This window comes from Streptomyces nigra, assembly GCF_003074055.1.
GTDB classification, from domain to species: domain Bacteria; phylum Actinomycetota; class Actinomycetes; order Streptomycetales; family Streptomycetaceae; genus Streptomyces; species Streptomyces nigra.
This window is the reverse complement of sequence record NZ_CP029043.1, coordinates 1,185,169-1,202,787: the sequence shown is the minus strand read 5'-3', so window position 1 is coordinate 1,202,787 and position 17,619 is coordinate 1,185,169. Positions and strand designations below refer to the sequence as shown.

The window sequence follows — 17,619 nt, the reverse complement described above, 5'->3', positions numbered from 1 at the left end:
CGGCTGCCCACCCCGTCCGCGAGGACGAGGAGGGTTTCCCCGGCTGCGGATTGCGACCTCCCTCAACCCTGACGAGCCGAACATCCAGAAATGAGAGATCGTGGCGAACCAGTCCCGCCCCAAGGTCAAGAAGTCGCGTGCCCTCGGCATCGCGCTGACCCCGAAGGCCGTCAAGTACTTCGAGGCCCGTCCCTACCCGCCGGGTGAGCACGGCCGCGGCCGCAAGCAGAACTCGGACTACAAGGTCCGTCTGCTGGAGAAGCAGCGTCTGCGCGCGCAGTACGACGTGTCCGAGCGCCAGCTCGTCCGCGCCTACGAGCGTGCCTCCAAGGTTCAGGGCAAGACCGGTGAGGCCCTGATCATCGAGCTCGAGCGCCGCCTCGACGCCCTGGTCCTGCGTTCGGGCATCGCCCGCACCATCTACCAGGCCCGTCAGATGGTCGTGCACGGCCACATCGAGGTCAACGGCCAGAAGGTCGACAAGCCGTCCTTCCGCGTCAAGCCCGACGACGTCGTGATGGTCCGCGAGCGCAGCCGCGAGAAGACGCTCTTCTCGATCGCCCGCGAGGGTGGCTTCGCCCCCGAGGGTGAGACCCCGCGCTACCTCCAGGTGAACCTCAAGGCCCTGGCGTTCCGCCTGGACCGCGAGCCGAACCGCAAGGAGATCCCGGTGATCTGCGACGAGCAGCTCGTCGTCGAGTACTACGCCCGCTGATCCTTCGGCGGCCGTAGCACCCCAGCGCACCGGAGCCCGTCGTCTCCCCACCTTCCCGGTGGGGCGGCGGCGGGCTTTCGCGTCCGCGGCGACGCGGCCGTGCGCGGAGGGTAATCCGGTACGGCGGCGCATCGACGGCGCGATAGGCTCGGTGCACGACTTTTTCGATGCAGACCGATGCGAAGGCACATATCAGGGAGCGGGTGCACACAGTGTCCGGTGGAGAGGTTGCCGGGATTCTGGTGGCGGTCTTCTGGGCGATCCTGGTCTCCTTCCTCGCCGTGGCGCTGGCGAGGCTGGCCCAGACGCTGAAGGCGACCACCAAGCTGGTCGCGGACGTGACCGACCAGGCCGTGCCGCTCCTCGCAGACGCCTCCTCGGCGGTGCGCTCCGCGCAGACCCAGATCGACCGGGTCGACGCGATCGCCTCCGACGTCCAGGAGGTCACGTCGAACGCCTCCGCGCTGTCGACCACCGTCGCCTCCACCTTCGGAGGCCCCCTGGTCAAGGTCGCGGCCTTCGGCTACGGCGTGCGCCGGGCCCTCGGCCGCAAGGACGGCGAGCCGGCCAAGGCCTCCGGCTCCAGGCGCACCGTGATCGTCGGCCGTACCGTGCCGGCCGCGCGGCGGGAGAAGCGAAACCGCGGGAAGAGGGACTGAGGCCCAGCATGTTCCGCCGTACGTTCTGGTTCGGCACGGGCGTCGCCGCCGGTGTCTGGGCCACCACCAAGGTCAACCGGAAGCTGAAGCAGCTGACCCCCGAGAGCCTCGCCGCGACCGCGGCGAACAAGGCCCTCGACGCCGGTCACCGCATCAAGGACCGCGCCGTCGGCTTCGCCCTCGACGTCCGGGACAACATGGCCCGGCGGGAGGCCGAGCTCCACGAGGCCCTGGGCATCGACGAGCGCCCCGAACTCCCCGTTTCCCGGCGGTACTCCGCCATCGAGAACCACAAGCAGCCGAAGTCGTACGTCATCGACAGCACGACGTACACGAACAACCGGAATGAGGACCACTGATGGAGTCGGCCGAGATTCGCCGCCGCTGGCTGAGCTTCTTCGAGGAGCGCGGGCACACCGTCGTCCCTTCGGCGTCGCTCATCGCGGACGACCCGACTCTGCTCCTCGTCCCGGCCGGCATGGTGCCCTTCAAGCCCTACTTCCTGGGTGAGGTCAAGCCGCCCTTCTCCCGCGCGACCAGCGTCCAGAAGTGCGTGCGTACGCCGGACATCGAAGAGGTCGGCAAGACCACCCGGCACGGCACCTTCTTCCAGATGTGCGGCAACTTCTCCTTCGGCGACTACTTCAAGGAAGGCGCCATCACCTACGCCTGGGAGCTGCTCACCACGCCCCAGGACAAGGGTGGTTACGGCCTGGAGCCGGAGAAGCTCTGGATCACCGTCTACAAGGACGACGACGAGGCCGAGCGCATCTGGCACGAGGTCGTCGGTGTGCCGAAGGAGCGCATCCAGCGCCTCGGCATGAAGGACAACTACTGGTCGATGGGTGTCCCCGGCCCCTGCGGCCCGTGCTCCGAGATCAACTACGACCGCGGACCCGAGTTCGGCGTCGAGGGCGGCCCCGCCGTCAACGACGAGCGGTACGTGGAGATCTGGAACCTCGTCTTCATGCAGTACGTGCGGGGCGAGGGCATCGGCAAGGACAACTTCGAGATCCTCGGCGAGCTGCCGAGCAAGAACATCGACACCGGCCTCGGCCTGGAACGCCTCGCCATGATTCTGCAGGGCGTGCAGAACATGTACGAGATCGACACCTCCATGGCCGTCATCAAGAAGGCCACCGAGCTGACCGGCGTGGCCTACGGCGACGCCCACGACTCGGACGTCTCCCTGCGCGTGGTCACCGACCACATGCGCACCTCCGTCATGCTCATCGGCGGCGGCGTCACGCCCGGCAACGAGGGCCGCGGCTACGTCCTGCGCCGTATCATGCGCCGCGCCATCCGCAACATGCGCCTGCTCGGTGCCACCGGTCCGGTCGTGAAGGACCTGGTCGACACCGTGATCGAGATGATGGGCCAGCAGTACCCCGAGCTCATCACCGACCGCGAGCGCATCGAGAAGGTCGCCCTCGCCGAGGAGAACGCCTTCCTCAAGACGCTGAAGGCCGGCACCAACATCCTCGACACGGCCGTCAGCGACACCAAGGCCGCGGGCGGTAGCGTCCTGCCCGGTGACAAGGCCTTCCTGCTCCACGACACCTGGGGCTTCCCGATCGACCTCACCCTGGAGATGGCCGCCGAGCAGGGCCTCTCCGTGGACGAGGACGGCTTCCGGCGCCTGATGAAGGAGCAGCGGGAGCGCGCCAAGGCCGACGCCCAGGCCAAGAAGACCGGGCACGCCGGAGCCGGTGCCTACCGTGAGATCGCCGACCAGGCCGGTGCCACCGACTTCATCGGCTACACCGACACCGAGAGCGAGTCCACGATCGTCGGCATCCTCGTCGACGGCGCCTCCTCCCCGGCCGCCACCGAGGGCGACGAGGTCGAGATCGTCCTCGACCGCACCCCGTTCTACGCCGAGGGCGGCGGCCAGATCGGTGACACAGGCAAGATCAAGGTCGACACCGGTGCCGTGATCGAGATCCGCGACTGCCAGAAGCCGGTCCCGGGTGTCTATGTGCACAAGGGCGTCGTCCAGGTCGGCGAGGTGACCGTCGGCGCCAAGGCCCACGCCTCGATCGACTCCCGCCGCCGCAAGGCCATCGCCCGTGCCCACTCGGCCACGCACCTGACCCACCAGGCCCTGCGCGACGCTCTCGGCCCGACGGCCGCCCAGGCCGGTTCCGAGAACCAGCCCGGCCGCTTCCGCTTCGACTTCGGCTCGCCGTCCGCCGTCCCGACGGCCGTGATGACCGACGTCGAGCAGAAGATCAACGAGGTGCTGGCCCGCGACCTCGACGTGCGTGCCGACATCATGGGCATCGACGAGGCCAAGAAGCAGGGCGCCATCGCCGAGTTCGGCGAGAAGTACGGCGAGCGGGTCCGTGTCGTGACCATCGGCGACTTCTCCAAGGAGCTGTGCGGCGGCACGCACGTCCACAACACCGCTCAGCTCGGCCTGGTCAAGCTGCTCGGCGAGTCGTCCATCGGTTCCGGCGTCCGCCGGATCGAGGCCCTCGTCGGCGTGGACGCCTACAACTTCCTCGCCCGGGAGCACACGGTCGTCGCCCAGCTCCAGGAGCTGATCAAGGGCCGCCCGGAGGAGCTTCCGGAGAAGGTCTCCGCCATGCTCGGCAAGCTGAAGGACGCCGAGAAGGAGATCGAGAAGTTCCGCGCCGAGAAGGTGCTCCAGGCCGCCGCCGGGCTCGCCGAGTCCGCGAAGGACATCCGCGGCGTCGCGGTGGTCACCGGCCAGGTCCCGGACGGCACCACCCCCGAGGACCTGCGCAAGCTCGTCCTCGACGTGCGCGGCCGCATCCAGGGCGGACGCGCCGCCGTGGTCGCCCTGTTCACCGTGACCAACGGCAAGCCGCTGACGGTCATCGCCACCAACGACGCCGCCCGCGAGCGCGGCCTCAAGGCCGGTGACCTCGTCCGTACGGCCGCCAAGACGCTCGGTGGCGGCGGTGGCGGCAAGCCGGACGTGGCCCAGGGCGGCGGCCAGAACCCGGCCGCACTCGGCGAGGCCGTCGACGCGGTCGAGCGGCTCGTGGCGGACACGGCCAAGTGAGCTCCGACACACAGGCGAGCGGCGACGGCCGGGGCATGCGCCGCGGCCGGCGCCTCGCCGTCGACGTGGGCGATGCCCGGATCGGCGTCGCCTCCTGCGACCCGGACGGGATCCTCGCCACCCCGGTGGAGACGGTCCCGGGCCGGGACGTCCCGGCGGCCCAGCGGCGCCTTCGGCAGCTCGTCGAGGAGTACGAGCCGATCGAGGTCGTCGTCGGTCTGCCCCGCTCCCTCAAGGGCGGCGAAGGCCCGGCCGCGGTCAAGGTCCGGGGCTTCGCCCAGGAACTCGCCCGCATGATCGCGCCCGTCCCGGTCAGACTCGTCGATGAGCGCATGACGACCGTGACGGCCAGTCAGGGACTGCGCGCCTCGGGCGTGAAGTCCAAGAAGGGCCGTTCGGTCATCGACCAGGCGGCGGCGGTGATCATCCTGCAGCAGGCCCTCGAATCCGAACGGGTGTCAGGCAAAGCACCCGGCGAGGGCGTCGAAGTGGTTATCTGATCGCGATACGGTAACGTTCCGCGCGATACGGCGGCGGTCGAACAGCCGCCGTACTTACGGAGACCGGACGGCAACTGGGCCCGATCGCTCAGGGACCGACCGTCTCGCGGTTCCAGGGAACCGGTCACCCGCCCCCGGCCTGCAGGCCGGGACCCGCCGCCGACGGCGGAAGCGAGGTGACCGGCCCCGGTCACCGCGTGGAGGAGGTGCGATCGGTGACCACGCTTCAGGTGCGTGGACGGACCCACACGGGCCTGGCCGGGCAGGCCGGCCCGCGGCCCGTGCGTGGCCCGCTGCCGGTCGGACCACGAGTTCTAGGGGCGCACATCCACCAGGCAATGCTGCGGCGAGCGGTGTCCGGACGTACGGACACTTCTGTCATGAACAGTGCTAGGCCGTGTCCGCGACCTGGCCCTGACGTCGTCGGGCGACACCACGGGGCCCACCTGCCGCGACGGGCCGACGGCTGCGGCCGCTTCACCCGAGAGGAGGAAGACACGCACGGCCTCGCTCCCCACGGCGAACTCCGGCGTGTCGACCGCTCCGATGACTGAATATGGCCGGGGCGACGGCTCCGATCGCTGGCAGGACGACCCGTACCTCGGGGACGGCGGGTGGAACGCCCAGCAGGCCCAGCACGGCGACCAGCAGGGCTACGGCGACGGGCAGCAGCAGTACGCCGACCCGCAGCAGCAGTACGACCAGCAGCGCTACGCCGAGCAGCAGTACTACGCCCAGCAGGCGCAGCAGCAGTACAACGAGTGGAACGACGGGCAGCAGACCGGGTACGGCCAGCAGCAGTACCCGCAGCAGTACGCGGACCAGCAGCAGGGTTACGGCCAGCAGGGCCAGGGGCAGCAGCAGGGTCACGGGCAGCAGCAGTCGTACGACGGCGGGTGGGCCACGGGCAGCCACCAGCAGGTCCCGTACGGCCATCCGCAGGACCCGTACGCGCAGCAGCAAGGCGCCTACGGGGGCGGGCAGCAGGACTACTACGGCACCCAGGACGCCTATCCGCCGCCGGAGCCGCCCACCCGGCGTGCCGCCGAGCGCGAGCCCGAGCCGGACACCGGCTGGGACCCTGGCCCCGACCAGGGCGAACACGCCTTCTTCGCGGGAGGGGGCGACGACGATGACGACGACACGGACGCGCGCGGCGAGCGGTCGGGGCGCGGCGGCAAGAAACCGAAGAAACGTCGCGGCGGACCGGCCTGCCTGGTCCTCACCCTGATCTTCGCGGGTGTGGCCGGCGGGGTCGTCTACTTCGGCTACCAGTTCTACCAGGACCGTTTCGGCCCGGCGCCGGACTACGCGGGGGACGGCAACGGCCAGCAGGTCACCGTCGTCATCCCCAAGGGCGCGGGCGGGTACGTCATCGGACAGAAGCTGAAGGAGGCCGGTGTCATCCAGAGCGTGGACGCGTTCGTGTCCGCGCAGAACGACAACGCCGACGGCAAGTCCATCCAGGACGGCGTCTACACCATGCAGAAGCAGATGTCGGCGGCCAGCGCCGTCGAGCTGATGCTCAGCCCCAAGAGCCGGTCCAACCTGATCATCGCCGAGGGCTCGCGGAACGTCGCCGTCTACGCGCTGATCGACCAGCGCCTCGGGGTCGCGGACGGCACCACGGCCAAGGTCGCGAAGACGCAGTACAAGGAGCTCGGCCTGCCCGACTGGGCGCTGGACCAGCCCAATGTGAAGGACCCGCTGGAAGGGTTCCTCTACCCGTCCAGCTACGCGGCCAGCAAGGGCCAGAAGCCGGCGACCGTGCTCAAGGAGATGGTCGAGCGGGCCACGGAGAAGTACGAGGAGATGGGGCTGGAGAAGAAGGCCGCCGGTCTCGGCCTCGACAGCCCGTGGGAGGTGCTCACGGTGGCCAGCCTGGTCCAGGCCGAGGGCACCAGCCACGACGACTTCCGCAAGATGGCCGAGGTCGTCTACAACCGCCTCAAGCCCGGGAACCCGGAGACCTACGGTTCCCTGGAGTTCGACTCCACGTACAACTACATCAAGAACCAGAGCAAGATCGACCTGAGCATCGCCGAGCTGCGGCGCTACGACAATCCGTACAACACGTACTTCGTCAAGGGTCTGCCGCCCGGCCCCATCGACAACCCGGGTGAGGACGCGCTCAAGGGCGCGCTGAACCCGACGAAGGACGGCTGGTACTACTTCATCTCGCTGGACGGCAAGACCAGCAAGTTCACCAAGACGCTGAAGGACCACGAGAAGCTGGTCGAGGAGTTCAACGCGTCGAGGAAGAAGAGCTAGGAACGACGGACGCAGTGAACGATTCCGCCAAGGCCGCGACGGGCGGGCGGTGCCGGGCGGCGGTGCTCGGTTCCCCCATCCGGCACTCCCTGTCCCCGGTGCTGCATCGCGCCGCCTACGCCGAACTCGGGCTCACCGGCTGGTCGTACGACCGTTTCGAGGTCGACGAGGCGGCCCTGCCCGGCTTCCTCGCCGAGCTCGGACCGGAGTGGGCCGGGCTGTCGCTGACCATGCCGCTGAAGCGCGCCGTCATCCCGCTGCTCGACGAGATCAGCGAGACGGCCGCCTCGGTCGAGGCCGTCAACACCGTCGTCGTCACCGAGGACGGCCGCCGCGTCGGCGACAACACCGACATCCCCGGCATGGTCGCCGCCCTGCGCGAACGCGGTATCGAGGAGGTCGGCTCGGCCGCCGTGCTCGGCGCCGGCGCCACCGCGTCCTCGGCGCTGGCCGCGCTGGCCCGGGTGTGCACCGGCGAGGTCGTGGCATACGTCCGCAGCGAGGCGCGCGCCGCCGAGATGCGGCAGTGGGGCGAGCGGCTCGGCATCGAGGTCCGTACGGCGGACTGGGCCGACGCCGCCGAGGCTCTGCGCGCCCCGCTGGTGATCGCGACGACCCCCGCGGGCACCACAGACGCGCTCGCGCACGCCGTGCCCGAGCGCCCCGCCACCCTCTTCGACGTGCTGTACGACCCCTGGCCGACCGAGCTCGCGGCTGGCTGGTCCATGTTCGGCGGGGCCGTGGTCAGCGGCGTCGACCTGCTGGTGCACCAAGCCGTGCTCCAGGTGGAGCAGATGACCGGGCACGCCCCCGCGCCGCTGGAGGCGATGCGAAAAGCGGGGGAGCGCGCGCTGGCGGACCGCTAAGATCCGCTGAGTTCCGCAGGGGGCGGAACACAGTCTTCACAGGGGGAGCACGACACCGTGTCCACAGGTGTGCCGATCGCGTCCGGCAAGAGCGAGATATTCGAGGTCGTCCTCCAGTTCATGCCGGACTGGATCCAGATTCCCGTCCTGAGCCTGATCGTGCTCCTCGTGGTGGGGTCCTGGGTCTTCAAGGGCAAGCGCAAGCTCGACCAGCGGCGTGCGCGGCGCCAGGGACAGGCGCCCGTCATGGCGCCCCAGCCCGCGCAGGCCAGGGGAGCGGACTTCCTCGGTCCGTACGCCCCGCAGCAGCAGCCCCAGCAGCCCGCCGGGCAGCCGAGCGGCGCCGACTTCCTCGGCTCCTACGCCCCGCCGCGCGGCCAGGGTGAGCCCTCCGTCTGACCTCGCGGCCGTCCGTCGGCTGTCCACCGGCCGTCCGCCAGATGGACCGGCGGCCGGTGGCCCGGCCCGGACGTGGGAGGATCGGAGGTGGCGGGCCCGGGCCGCGCACCTGGCCGCCGTCGCGGTACGCGCAGACGCGCGTACGCAGTGCAGTACCAGGGCGCGAGCATCGAGGAGCACCGTTGAGCAGGTTGCGCTGGCTGACCGCGGGGGAGTCCCACGGCCCCGCACTCGTCGCGACGCTGGAGGGCCTTCCCGCCGGCGTGCCGATCACCACGGAGATGGTGGCGGACCACCTGGCCCGGCGCCGCCTCGGCTATGGACGCGGTGCGCGCATGAAGTTCGAGCGCGACGAGGTCACCTTCCTCGGCGGCGTCCGGCACGGCCTCACCCTCGGTTCCCCGGTCGCGATCATGGTGGGCAACACCGAGTGGCCCAAGTGGGAGCAGGTCATGGCGGCCGACCCGGTCGACCCGGAGATCCTGGCCGGGCTCGCCCGCAACGCCCCGCTGACCCGGCCCCGCCCCGGCCACGCCGACCTCGCCGGCATGCAGAAGTACGGCTTCGACGAGGCCCGGCCGATCCTGGAGCGGGCGTCCGCCCGGGAGACGGCCGCCCGTGTGGCACTGGGCGCCGTGGCGCGGTCGTACCTCAAGGAGACGACCGGCATCGAGATCGTCAGCCATGTCGTCGAGCTGTGCTCCGTCAAGGCCCCGCAGGGCGTGTACCCGACCCCGGCCGACGTCGAGAAGCTGGACGCCGACCCGCTGCGGTGCCTGGACGCCGACACCTCCAAGGCGATGGTCGCGGAGGTCGACCAGGCCCACAAGGACGGCGACACCCTGGGCGGAGTCGTCGAGGTCCTCGCCTACGACGTCCCGGTCGGCCTCGGCTCGCACGTGCACTGGGACCGCAAGCTGGACGCCCGGCTCGCCGGTGCCCTCATGGGCATCCAGGCCATCAAGGGCGTCGAGCTCGGCGACGGCTTCGAACTGGCCCGCGTGCCCGGCTCCAAGGCGCACGACGAGATTGTGCGGACCGAGGACGGCATCCGGCGCACCTCAGGCCGCTCCGGCGGCACCGAGGGCGGTCTCACCACCGGTGAGCTGCTGCGGGTCCGCGCCGCGATGAAGCCGATCGCCACCGTTCCGCGCGCCCTGAAGACCGTCGACGTCACCACCGGCGAGGCCGCGCAGGCCCACCACCAGCGCTCCGACGTCTCCGCGGTCCCGGCCGCCGGCATCGTCGCCGAGGCCATGGTGGCGCTCGTCCTCGCGGATGCGGTCGCGGAGAAGTTCGGCGGCGACTCGGTCGCCGAGACCCGCCGCAACGTCCGGTCGTACCTCGACCACCTGGCCATCCGATGAGCGGGGCGCCCGTGGTGGTGCTGGTCGGGCCGATGGGCGTGGGCAAGTCCACCGTCGGCGGGCTGATGGCCGAGCGGCTCGGCGTCGGCTACCGCGACACCGACGACGACATCGTGGCCGAGCAGGGCCACACCATCTCCGAGATCTTCGTCGACGACGGCGAGGCCGCCTTCCGCGCGATGGAGAAGCAGGCCGTACGCCGGGCGCTCGAGGAGCACGACGGCGTCCTGGCGCTCGGCGGCGGGGCGGTCCTCGACGCCGGCACCCGGGCCCTGCTCGCCGGACAGCGGGTCGTCTACCTCTCCATGGACGTCGAGGAGGCCGTGAAGCGCACCGGCCTCAACGCCGCCCGCCCGCTGCTCGCGGTCAACCCGCGCAAGCAGTGGCGCGAGCTCATGGAGGCCCGCCGCCCGCTGTACGAGGAGGTCGCGACGGTCGTCGTGGCCACCGACGGCCGCACCCCCGAAGAAGTCACCGAAGCCGCGCTGGACGCACTGGAGTTGAAGGACGCATGACCGAGGCAGTGACGCGGATCCAGGTCGGCGGCAGCGCGGGCAGCGACCCGTACGAGGTCCTGGTGGGCCGTCAGCTCCTGGGCGAGCTGGGCGGGTTGATCGGGGACCGGGCCAAGCGGGTCGCGGTCATCCACCCGGAGGCGCTGGCCGAGACCGGTGAGGCGCTGCGGGCCGACCTGGCCGGCCAGGGCTTCGAGGCGGTCGCCATCCAGGTCCCGAACGCGGAGGAGGCCAAGACCGCCGAGGTGGCCGCCTACTGCTGGAAGGCGCTCGGCCAGTCCGGCTTCACCCGCACCGATGTCGTCGTCGGCGTCGGCGGCGGCTCCACGACGGACCTCGCCGGCTTCGTGGCCGCGACCTGGCTGCGCGGCGTGCGCTGGATCGCCATCCCCACCACCGTGCTGGCCATGGTGGACGCGGCGGTCGGCGGCAAGACCGGCATCAACACCGCCGAGGGCAAGAACCTCGTCGGCGCCTTCCACCCGCCCGCCGGGGTCCTGTGCGACCTGGCCGCGCTGGACTCCCTGCCCGTCCACGACTACGTCTCCGGGCTCGCGGAGATCATCAAGGCGGGCTTCATCGCCGACCCGGCGATCCTGGAACTCATCGAGGCGGACCCGCAGGCCGCGCGCACCCCCGACGGCCCGCACACCGCCGAGCTGATCGAGCGCTCGATCCGGGTGAAGGCCGAGGTCGTCTCCTCGGACCTCAAGGAGTCCGGCCTGCGGGAGATCCTCAACTACGGCCACACGCTGGGCCACGCCATCGAGAAGAACGAACGCTACCAGTGGCGGCACGGTGCCGCCGTCGCCGTCGGCATGCACTTCGCCGCCGAACTCGGGCGCCTGGCGGGGCGGTTGGACGACGCCACCGCCGACCGGCACCGCACGATCCTCGAGTCCGTCGGGCTGCCGCTGCACTACCGCTACGACCAGTGGCCCAAGCTGCTGGAGACCATGAAGGTCGACAAGAAGTCCCGCGGTGACCTGCTGCGCTTCATCGTCCTGGACGGCCTGGCCAAGCCGACCGTCCTGGAGGGACCGGACCCGGCCGTCCTGCTGGGCGCGTACGGCGAAGTCGGCCAGTAAGTCCACGGACGCACGATTGTGCCCGATTCGCCTGTGGCGATGGGCACTTCGGACCGCCCCCGGCCGTTCACCAAACGACGGCCAGGGGCGGTACCGTTCGGTAGGGAGCGGGGCCGGGCCCCGCTGCCAGCGCCAATGGCCATGGACGACGAGACGGAGTGGCACCGGATGCAGCACGCAGTGGGTTCTCCGCTGCCGCCGCCCCACCAGCCGGGGCACGGCTGGTCGCCGGCCGCGCACCACCCCGGAGCGCAGGGAGCCCAGCAGGGGTCCGCGCCGCAGCAGGGGTCCGCGCCCGTGCCGCCGGGCTTCGCACCCCCGGGACCCCCGGCGCCCGCCCCGCAGCACGGCTACGGCCCGCCGGCGCCCGAGACCACGGGCCATGTCCCACTGCCGCCCGGCGGCCCCGTCGGCATGCCCAGCGCCCCGCCCGCCACCACGGCCCCCGACCCGGCGTCCACGACCCTCGCGGTGCTGCTCATCGGCCCGGCCGGCGCGGGCAAGACGAGCGTCGCCAAGTACTGGGCGGACCACCGCCGGGTGCCCACCGCCCACATCAGCCTCGACGACGTCCGCGAATGGGTCCGCTCCGGCTTCGCCGACCCCCAGTCCGGCTGGAACGACCACTCCGAGGCCCAGTACCGCCTGGCCCGCCGCACCTGCGGCTTCGCCGCGCGCAACTTCCTGGCCAACGGGATCTCGTGCATCCTCGACGACGCCGTCTTCCCCGACCGGCCGGTTGTCGGCCTCGGCGGCTGGAAGCGCCACGTCGGCCCCGGCCTGCTGCCGGTCGTCCTCCTCCCGGGCCTGGAGATCGTCCTGGAGCGCAACGCCGAACGCTCGGGCAACCGCCGCCTCACCGACGAGGAGGTCGCCCGCATCCACGGCCGCATGGCCGGCTGGTACGGCTCGGGTCTCCCCATCATCGACAACTCCCAACTGGACGTCCCCCAGACAGCCCAGATCCTCGACGAGGTCCTCTCCCGCTCCATCGCCAGCCCCCCAGCCTGGTAAGCACCGGCACGTCTCGAGGGGCGCGGGGAACCGCGCGGGGAACCCCCACGGGCCGGAGACCGACGAACGAGGCTCACCACCCACCCCCCTGGCGGCGCGGGGAACTGCGCGATCAACCCCTACGGGCCCGAGGCCGACGAACAAGCCCGACCACGCACCTCCCCAGGGGCGCGGGGAACTGCGCGCTCAACCCCCACCGGCCCGAGGCGTGAAGGCAAGCACGACCACCCCCCAGGGGCGCGGGGAACTGCGCAAGCACCCCCACCGGCCGAGGCCGACAACAACACCCGCACCGCCCACTCAGCGGCTCCCAACCGGCGCCAACCCCGCGGAGCTCATACGCTCGGGTCATGTCAGAGGTGTACGCCACCCGCCGCTCCCGCCTGAGGGACCGCTGCCAAGCCAGCGGCAGCGCCACCGCGCTGATCTCCCGCCCCGCAAACGTCCGCTACCTCGCGGGCGCCGCCCCGCGGGGAGCCGCGCTGCTCCTCGGCAAGACCGAAGACCTGCTCGTCTGCGCCGAGCCGCCCGACGAGCGCCCCTACGAGGGCCGCCCCGACGAGGCACTGCTGATCCACACCCTGCCCCGCCCCGGCGGGGACGCCGCCGTCGCCGCCGCCCGCCTCGCCGCGGCCCAGGGCGCGGACTCGCTCGCCGTGGAGGAGCACCACCTCACCGTCTCCCGGCACCGGGCCGTCCACGAGACCGCGCCGCAACTGCGCCTGGCCGGCCTCGGCACCGCCGTGGAACAGCTCAGGGTCGTCAAGGACGAGGAGGAGATCTCCTGCCTCAGGATCGGCGCGGAGATCGCCGACCAGGCCCTCGGTGAACTCCTGGAGTCCATCCTGGTGGGCCGCACCGAACGCCACCTCGCCCTGGAGCTGGAGCGCCGCCTCGTCGACCACGGCGCCGACGGCCCCGCCTTCCCGACGGCCGTCGCCACCGGCCCGCACTCCGGCCGCCGTGCGCACCGGCCCACCGACCGCAGGGTCGAGGAGGGCGACTTCCTCTCCGTCTGTCTCGGCGCGACCTACCGCGGCTACCGCTGCGAGATCGGCCGCACCTTCGTGATCGGCACGTCCCCCGCGGACTGGCAGATCGAGCTGTACGATCTCGTCTTCGCCGCTCAGCGCGCCGGACGGGAGAGTCTGGCGCCGGGTGCGGCGTACCGTGACGTGGACCGCGCCGCGCGCCAGGTCCTGGACTCCGCGGGGCACCATGAGGGCCTGCCGTCGCTCATGGGCCACGGTGTCGGACTCGAAATCGACGAGGACCCGCAGTTGGCCCCCGCGGCCATGGGTAAACTGGACGCTTGCGTGCCGGTCACCGTCGAACCGGGGGTCCACCTCCCGGGCCGGGGCGGCGTCCGGATCGATGACACGCTCGTCGTCCGCCCCGAGGCGGACGGCGGACCCGAGCTACTCACCATCACGACCAAGGAGCTGCTCGCCCTGTAGGCAGGTGCGTGCGCCGGGGTCGTCCACGTCAGTCCAGGAGATTCCGCAACCGTGGCTTCCACGAACGACCTCAAGAACGGCATGGTGCTCAAGCTCGAAGGCGGCCAGCTCTGGTCCGTCGTCGAGTTCCAGCACGTCAAGCCCGGCAAGGGCCCGGCCTTCGTGCGCACCAAGCTCAAGAACGTGCTGTCCGGGAAGGTCGTCGACAAGACCTTCAACGCCGGCGTGAAGGTCGAGACGGCCACCGTCGACAAGCGCGACATGCAGTTCTCCTACATGGACGGCGAGTACTTCGTCTTCATGGACATGGAGACCTACGACCAGCTCATGGTCGACCGCAAGGCCGTCGGCGACGCCGCCAACTTCCTGATCGAGGGCTTCACCGCCACCGTCGCGCAGCACGAGGGCGAGGTGCTCTTCGTCGAGCTGCCGGCCGCCGTCGAGCTGACCGTCCAGGAGACCGAGCCGGGTGTCCAGGGCGACCGCTCCACCGGTGGCACCAAGCCCGCCACCCTGGAGACCGGCCACCAGATCCAGGTCCCGCTCTTCATCACCACCGGTGAGAAGATCAAGGTCGACACCCGCACGAGCGACTACCTCGGCCGGGTGAACAGCTAACCGTGGCTGCCCGCAACACGGCCCGTAAGCGCGCCTTCCAGATCCTCTTCGAGGGCGACCAGCGCGGCGTCGGCGTCCTCACCGTCCTCGCGGACTGGGTCCGGCTGTCCCGCGAGGACACCCGGCAGCCGCCGGTCAGCGAGTACACGATGCAGCTGGTCGAGGGGTACGCCGAGCGCGCCCGGCGGATCGACGAGCTGATCGCGCAGTACTCGGTCGGCTGGACGCTGGACCGGATGCCGGTGGTGGACCGGAACATCCTGCGCCTCGGCGCGTACGAACTGATCTGGGTCGACGAGACTCCGGACGCGGTCGTGCTGGATGAGATGGTCCAGCTGGCGAAGGAGTTCTCCACGGACGAGTCGCCGTCGTTCGTGAACGGCCTGCTCGGCCGCTTCAAGGATCTGAAGCCGTCGCTGCGCCGCGAGGACGCGTAGCTTCCGGTCAGTCCGATCGGTCCGGTCGGATCGATCAGGCGAACACGTCGAAGGGCCCGCAGCATCCGCGCTGCGGGCCCTTCGGCATGTCCCGGCACCCGGCCCCAGGACGCGGCTCCCAGGGCCGCAGAAGGCCGCCGGGGTGGCCGCAACCAAGCGGTTCCGGCCACCCCGGCGGCACGTTTCTGCTGAGTGGGCCCAAGCCTGGGGGAGGCTCAGCTCTCCTCGGCGTGGGAGACCGCGCGACGCGCGTCCGCGTCGAGGACACCCCAGCTGATCAGCTGCTCGGTGAGAACCGAGGGGGACTGGTCGTAGATGACGGCGAGTGTGCGCAGGTCGTCCTGGCGGATCGACAGCACCTTGCCGTTGTAGTCACCGCGCTGCGACTGGATCGTCGCCGCGTACCGCTGGAGCGGACCCGCCTTCTCGGCCGGCACATGGGCCAGCCGCTCCAGGTCCAGGACCAGCTTCGGCGGCGGCTCGGCGGCCCCGCCCGGCGTGGTCCCCGGCAGGAGCTCCTGCACCGGCACGCCGTAGAAATCCGCCAGCTCTGCGAGCCGCTGCACGGTCACGGCGCGGTCCCCGCGCTCGTACGAACCGACCACGACGGCCTTCCAGCGGCCCTGGGACTTCTCCTCGACACCGTGGAGGGAAAGGCCCTGCTGGGTGCGGATGGCCCGGAGCTTGGCCCCGAGCTGTTTGGCGTATTCGCTGGACATATAGCTCCCCGGCACTGGGTCGACGCGACTGGCTTGGCTTCCATGCCGCGCGGTTGGTAACTCACTGTGAGGTTACGCAGCGTTACTCTCGTGCGTCAAGCCGAATGGTCCACACCGACGCTTCCGCTTCGCCGCCGGCCGATTGGGCCAGGGGGTGACAGGGGGTGTACCGGGGGCCTGCTACCGTGGATGGCGCAAACCAGACGTCCTTTAAGGTCCGTCCCGTGAGGCGGAGAAGGAGGTCCCTTTCGTATGGACAGGCAGCAGGACACCTCGACGTCCGACGCCCGGCCCGTGCTTGAAGGCCCTGACATCGCGCGGGTGTTGACCCGCATCGCCCACGAGATCGTCGAACGCGCCAAGGGCGCCGACGACGTGGTGCTCCTCGGCATCCCCACCCGGGGCGTCTTCCTCGCCCGGCGGCTCGCCGCCAAGCTGGAGGAGATCACCGAGCGCAAGATCCCGGTCGGTTCGCTCGACATCACCATGTACCGGGACGATCTGCGCATGCACCCGCCGCGTGCGCTGGCCCGCACCGAGATCCCCGGTGACGGCCTCGACGGCCGCCTCGTCGTCCTCGTCGACGACGTGCTCTTCTCCGGCCGCACCATTCGCGCCGCCCTCGACGCCCTGAACGACATCGGCCGCCCGCGCGCGGTCCAGCTCGCCGTCCTCGTCGACCGCGGTCACCGCGAGCTTCCCATCAGGGCCGACTACGTCGGCAAGAACCTCCCCACGTCGTTGCGGGAGACGGTCAAGGTCCAGCTCGCCGAGGAGGACGGTCGCGACACCGTGCTGCTCGGTGCCAAGCAGACCCCCCAGTAGCGCCGCACGGCGTACGCCGCCGTCGTACGCCCGCTCAGTGCGCCCCGGCGCGCCCGTCTGCCCGAAATCTCCTTCATGAACTGCCTTACGGAGCCTGACAGATGCAGCGTCATCTCATCTCGGCCGCCGACCTCACCCGCGACGACGCCGTCCTGATCCTCGACACCGCCGAGGAGATGGCCCGGGTCGCCGACCGGCCGATCAAGAAGCTGCCGACCCTGCGCGGCCGCACCGTCGTCAACCTCTTCTTCGAGGACTCCACGCGCACGCGTATCTCGTTCGAGGCCGCGGAGAAGCGCCTGTCCGCGGACGTCATCAACTTCACCGCCAAGGGCTCCAGCGTGTCCAAGGGCGAGTCCCTGAAGGACACCGCCCAGACCCTGGAGGCCATGGGCGTGGACGCCGTCGTCATCCGGCACGGGGCCTCCGGGGCGCCGTACCGACTGGCCACCTCCGGCTGGATCGACGCCCACGTCATCAACGCAGGCGACGGCACCCACCAGCACCCCACCCAGGCCCTGCTGGACGCCTTCACGATGCGGCGCCGGCTCGTCGGCCGGGACGCCGGGATCGGCCGCGACCTCGACGGGCGGCGCATCACCATCGTCGGTGACGTCCTGCACAGCCGGGTCGCCCGCTCCAACGTCGATCTGCTGCACACGCTCGGCGCCGAGGTCACCCTGGTCGCCCCGCCCACCCTGGTGCCGGTCGGTGTCGAGACCTGGCCCTGCGAGGTGTCGTACGACCTCGACGCCGTCCTGCCCAAGTCCGACGCCGTGATGATGCTGCGCGTCCAGCGCGAGCGCATGAACGCCGCCTTCTTCCCGACCGAGCGCGAGTACTCGCGGCGCTACGGCCTCGACGGCGACCGCATGGCCCGGATGCCGGAGCACGCCATCGTGATGCACCCCGGCCCGATGGTCCGCGGCATGGAGATCACCGCCGAGGTCGCCGACTCCGACCGCTGCACCGTCGTCGAGCAGGTCGCAAACGGAGTCTCCATCCGCATGGCCGTCCTGTACCTGCTGCTCGGCGGCAACGAGCCCGCCGTCACCCACACCCGCCCGCCCGTCGCCCACCACCCTTCCGACGAGCGCTCCGCGCACACCCCTTTCACGGCCGAGGAGAAGTGAAGACG

The 17,619-nt window shown here is 70.9% G+C and carries 18 protein-coding genes; 17 read left to right on the top strand and 1 reads right to left on the bottom strand.

Annotation, left to right across the window (positions count from 1 at the left end; genetic code table 11):
• Positions 1-100: 100 nt before the first annotated feature.
• The 15 genes from rpsD to nusB all read left to right on the top strand — a co-directional run bounded on the left by rpsD (position 101) and on the right by nusB (position 14,937).
• A complete protein-coding gene (gene rpsD / locus DC008_RS05530; RefSeq protein WP_062674288.1) occupies positions 101-715 on the top strand; it encodes a 30S ribosomal protein S4 in 615 nt (204 codons plus the stop codon).
• A 203-nt stretch (positions 716-918) separates the two neighbouring features.
• Entirely contained in the window at positions 919-1,374 is a 456-nt protein-coding gene (locus DC008_RS05525) for a DUF948 domain-containing protein (protein WP_107096827.1), read from the top strand.
• 8 nt (positions 1,375-1,382) lie between these two features.
• Positions 1,383-1,733: a hypothetical protein gene (locus DC008_RS05520; protein WP_108705977.1), complete on the top strand. Its 351-nt coding sequence runs from the start codon at positions 1,383-1,385 to the stop codon at positions 1,731-1,733.
• The gene (gene alaS, locus DC008_RS05515) at positions 1,733-4,405 is read left to right on the top strand and encodes an alanine--tRNA ligase (RefSeq protein WP_108705976.1); all 2,673 of its coding nucleotides are present in this window, start codon (positions 1,733-1,735) and stop codon (positions 4,403-4,405) included. The genes DC008_RS05520 and alaS overlap by 1 nt, the downstream gene beginning before the upstream one ends.
• 35 nt (positions 4,406-4,440) lie before the next feature.
• The gene (gene ruvX, locus DC008_RS05510; protein WP_055623832.1) at positions 4,441-4,905 is read left to right on the top strand and encodes a Holliday junction resolvase RuvX; all 465 of its coding nucleotides are present in this window, start codon (positions 4,441-4,443) and stop codon (positions 4,903-4,905) included.
• 546 nt (positions 4,906-5,451) lie between these two features.
• Entirely contained in the window at positions 5,452-7,176 is a 1,725-nt protein-coding gene (mltG, locus tag DC008_RS05505) for an endolytic transglycosylase MltG (protein WP_108705975.1), read from the top strand.
• A 14-nt stretch (positions 7,177-7,190) separates the two neighbouring features.
• Complete coding sequence (locus DC008_RS05500) at positions 7,191-8,042, top strand: shikimate dehydrogenase (RefSeq protein WP_108705974.1); 852 nt, start codon at positions 7,191-7,193, stop codon at positions 8,040-8,042.
• 57 nt (positions 8,043-8,099) lie between these two features.
• Entirely contained in the window at positions 8,100-8,441 is a 342-nt protein-coding gene (locus DC008_RS05495) for a hypothetical protein (RefSeq protein ID WP_108705973.1), read from the top strand.
• 182 nt (positions 8,442-8,623) lie between these two features.
• On the top strand, positions 8,624-9,808 hold the full coding sequence (gene aroC / locus DC008_RS05490; protein ID WP_108705972.1) for a chorismate synthase: 1,185 nt from the start codon (positions 8,624-8,626) through the stop codon (positions 9,806-9,808).
• Positions 9,805-10,323, top strand: coding sequence for a shikimate kinase (locus DC008_RS05485; protein ID WP_108705971.1), 519 nt, complete (start codon positions 9,805-9,807; stop codon positions 10,321-10,323). The genes aroC and DC008_RS05485 overlap by 4 nt, the downstream gene beginning before the upstream one ends.
• Positions 10,320-11,411 carry a 3-dehydroquinate synthase gene (gene aroB / locus DC008_RS05480; protein ID WP_108705970.1) on the top strand — a complete coding sequence of 364 codons (1,092 nt, stop codon included), beginning with the start codon at positions 10,320-10,322 and terminating at the stop codon, positions 11,409-11,411. Before DC008_RS05485 ends, aroB begins: the two co-directional genes overlap by 4 nt.
• A 168-nt stretch (positions 11,412-11,579) precedes the next feature.
• Entirely contained in the window at positions 11,580-12,425 is an 846-nt protein-coding gene (locus tag DC008_RS05475; protein WP_108710576.1) for a Pro-rich N-terminal domain-containing protein, read from the top strand.
• Between the two features lie 350 nt (positions 12,426-12,775).
• Entirely contained in the window at positions 12,776-13,882 is a 1,107-nt protein-coding gene (locus DC008_RS05470) for an aminopeptidase P family protein (RefSeq protein WP_108705969.1), read from the top strand.
• 51 nt (positions 13,883-13,933) lie between these two features.
• Positions 13,934-14,500, top strand: coding sequence for an elongation factor P (gene efp / locus DC008_RS05465; protein WP_043498973.1), 567 nt, complete (start codon positions 13,934-13,936; stop codon positions 14,498-14,500).
• A 2-nt stretch (positions 14,501-14,502) separates the two neighbouring features.
• Positions 14,503-14,937 carry a transcription antitermination factor NusB gene (gene nusB / locus DC008_RS05460; RefSeq protein ID WP_055623771.1) on the top strand — a complete coding sequence of 145 codons (435 nt, stop codon included), beginning with the start codon at positions 14,503-14,505 and terminating at the stop codon, positions 14,935-14,937.
• Positions 14,938-15,152: 215 nt separating this feature from the next.
• Here nusB and bldD read toward each other — a convergent pair whose 3' ends face one another.
• Positions 15,153-15,656 carry a transcriptional regulator BldD gene (gene bldD / locus DC008_RS05455; RefSeq protein ID WP_004002691.1) on the bottom strand — a complete coding sequence of 168 codons (504 nt, stop codon included), beginning with the start codon at positions 15,654-15,656 and terminating at the stop codon, positions 15,153-15,155.
• Positions 15,657-15,908: 252 nt separating this feature from the next.
• Here bldD and pyrR point away from each other — a divergent pair, with 252 nt between their 5' ends.
• Together pyrR and DC008_RS05445 are read left to right on the top strand one after the other, a co-directional pair.
• Positions 15,909-16,481 (top strand): bifunctional pyr operon transcriptional regulator/uracil phosphoribosyltransferase PyrR, encoded by a 573-nt coding sequence (gene pyrR, locus DC008_RS05450; protein ID WP_108705968.1) that lies wholly within the window; start codon positions 15,909-15,911, stop codon positions 16,479-16,481.
• A gap of 101 nt (positions 16,482-16,582) precedes the next feature.
• On the top strand, positions 16,583-17,614 hold the full coding sequence (locus DC008_RS05445; protein WP_108705967.1) for an aspartate carbamoyltransferase catalytic subunit: 1,032 nt from the start codon (positions 16,583-16,585) through the stop codon (positions 17,612-17,614).
• Positions 17,615-17,619: the final 5 nt, after the last annotated feature.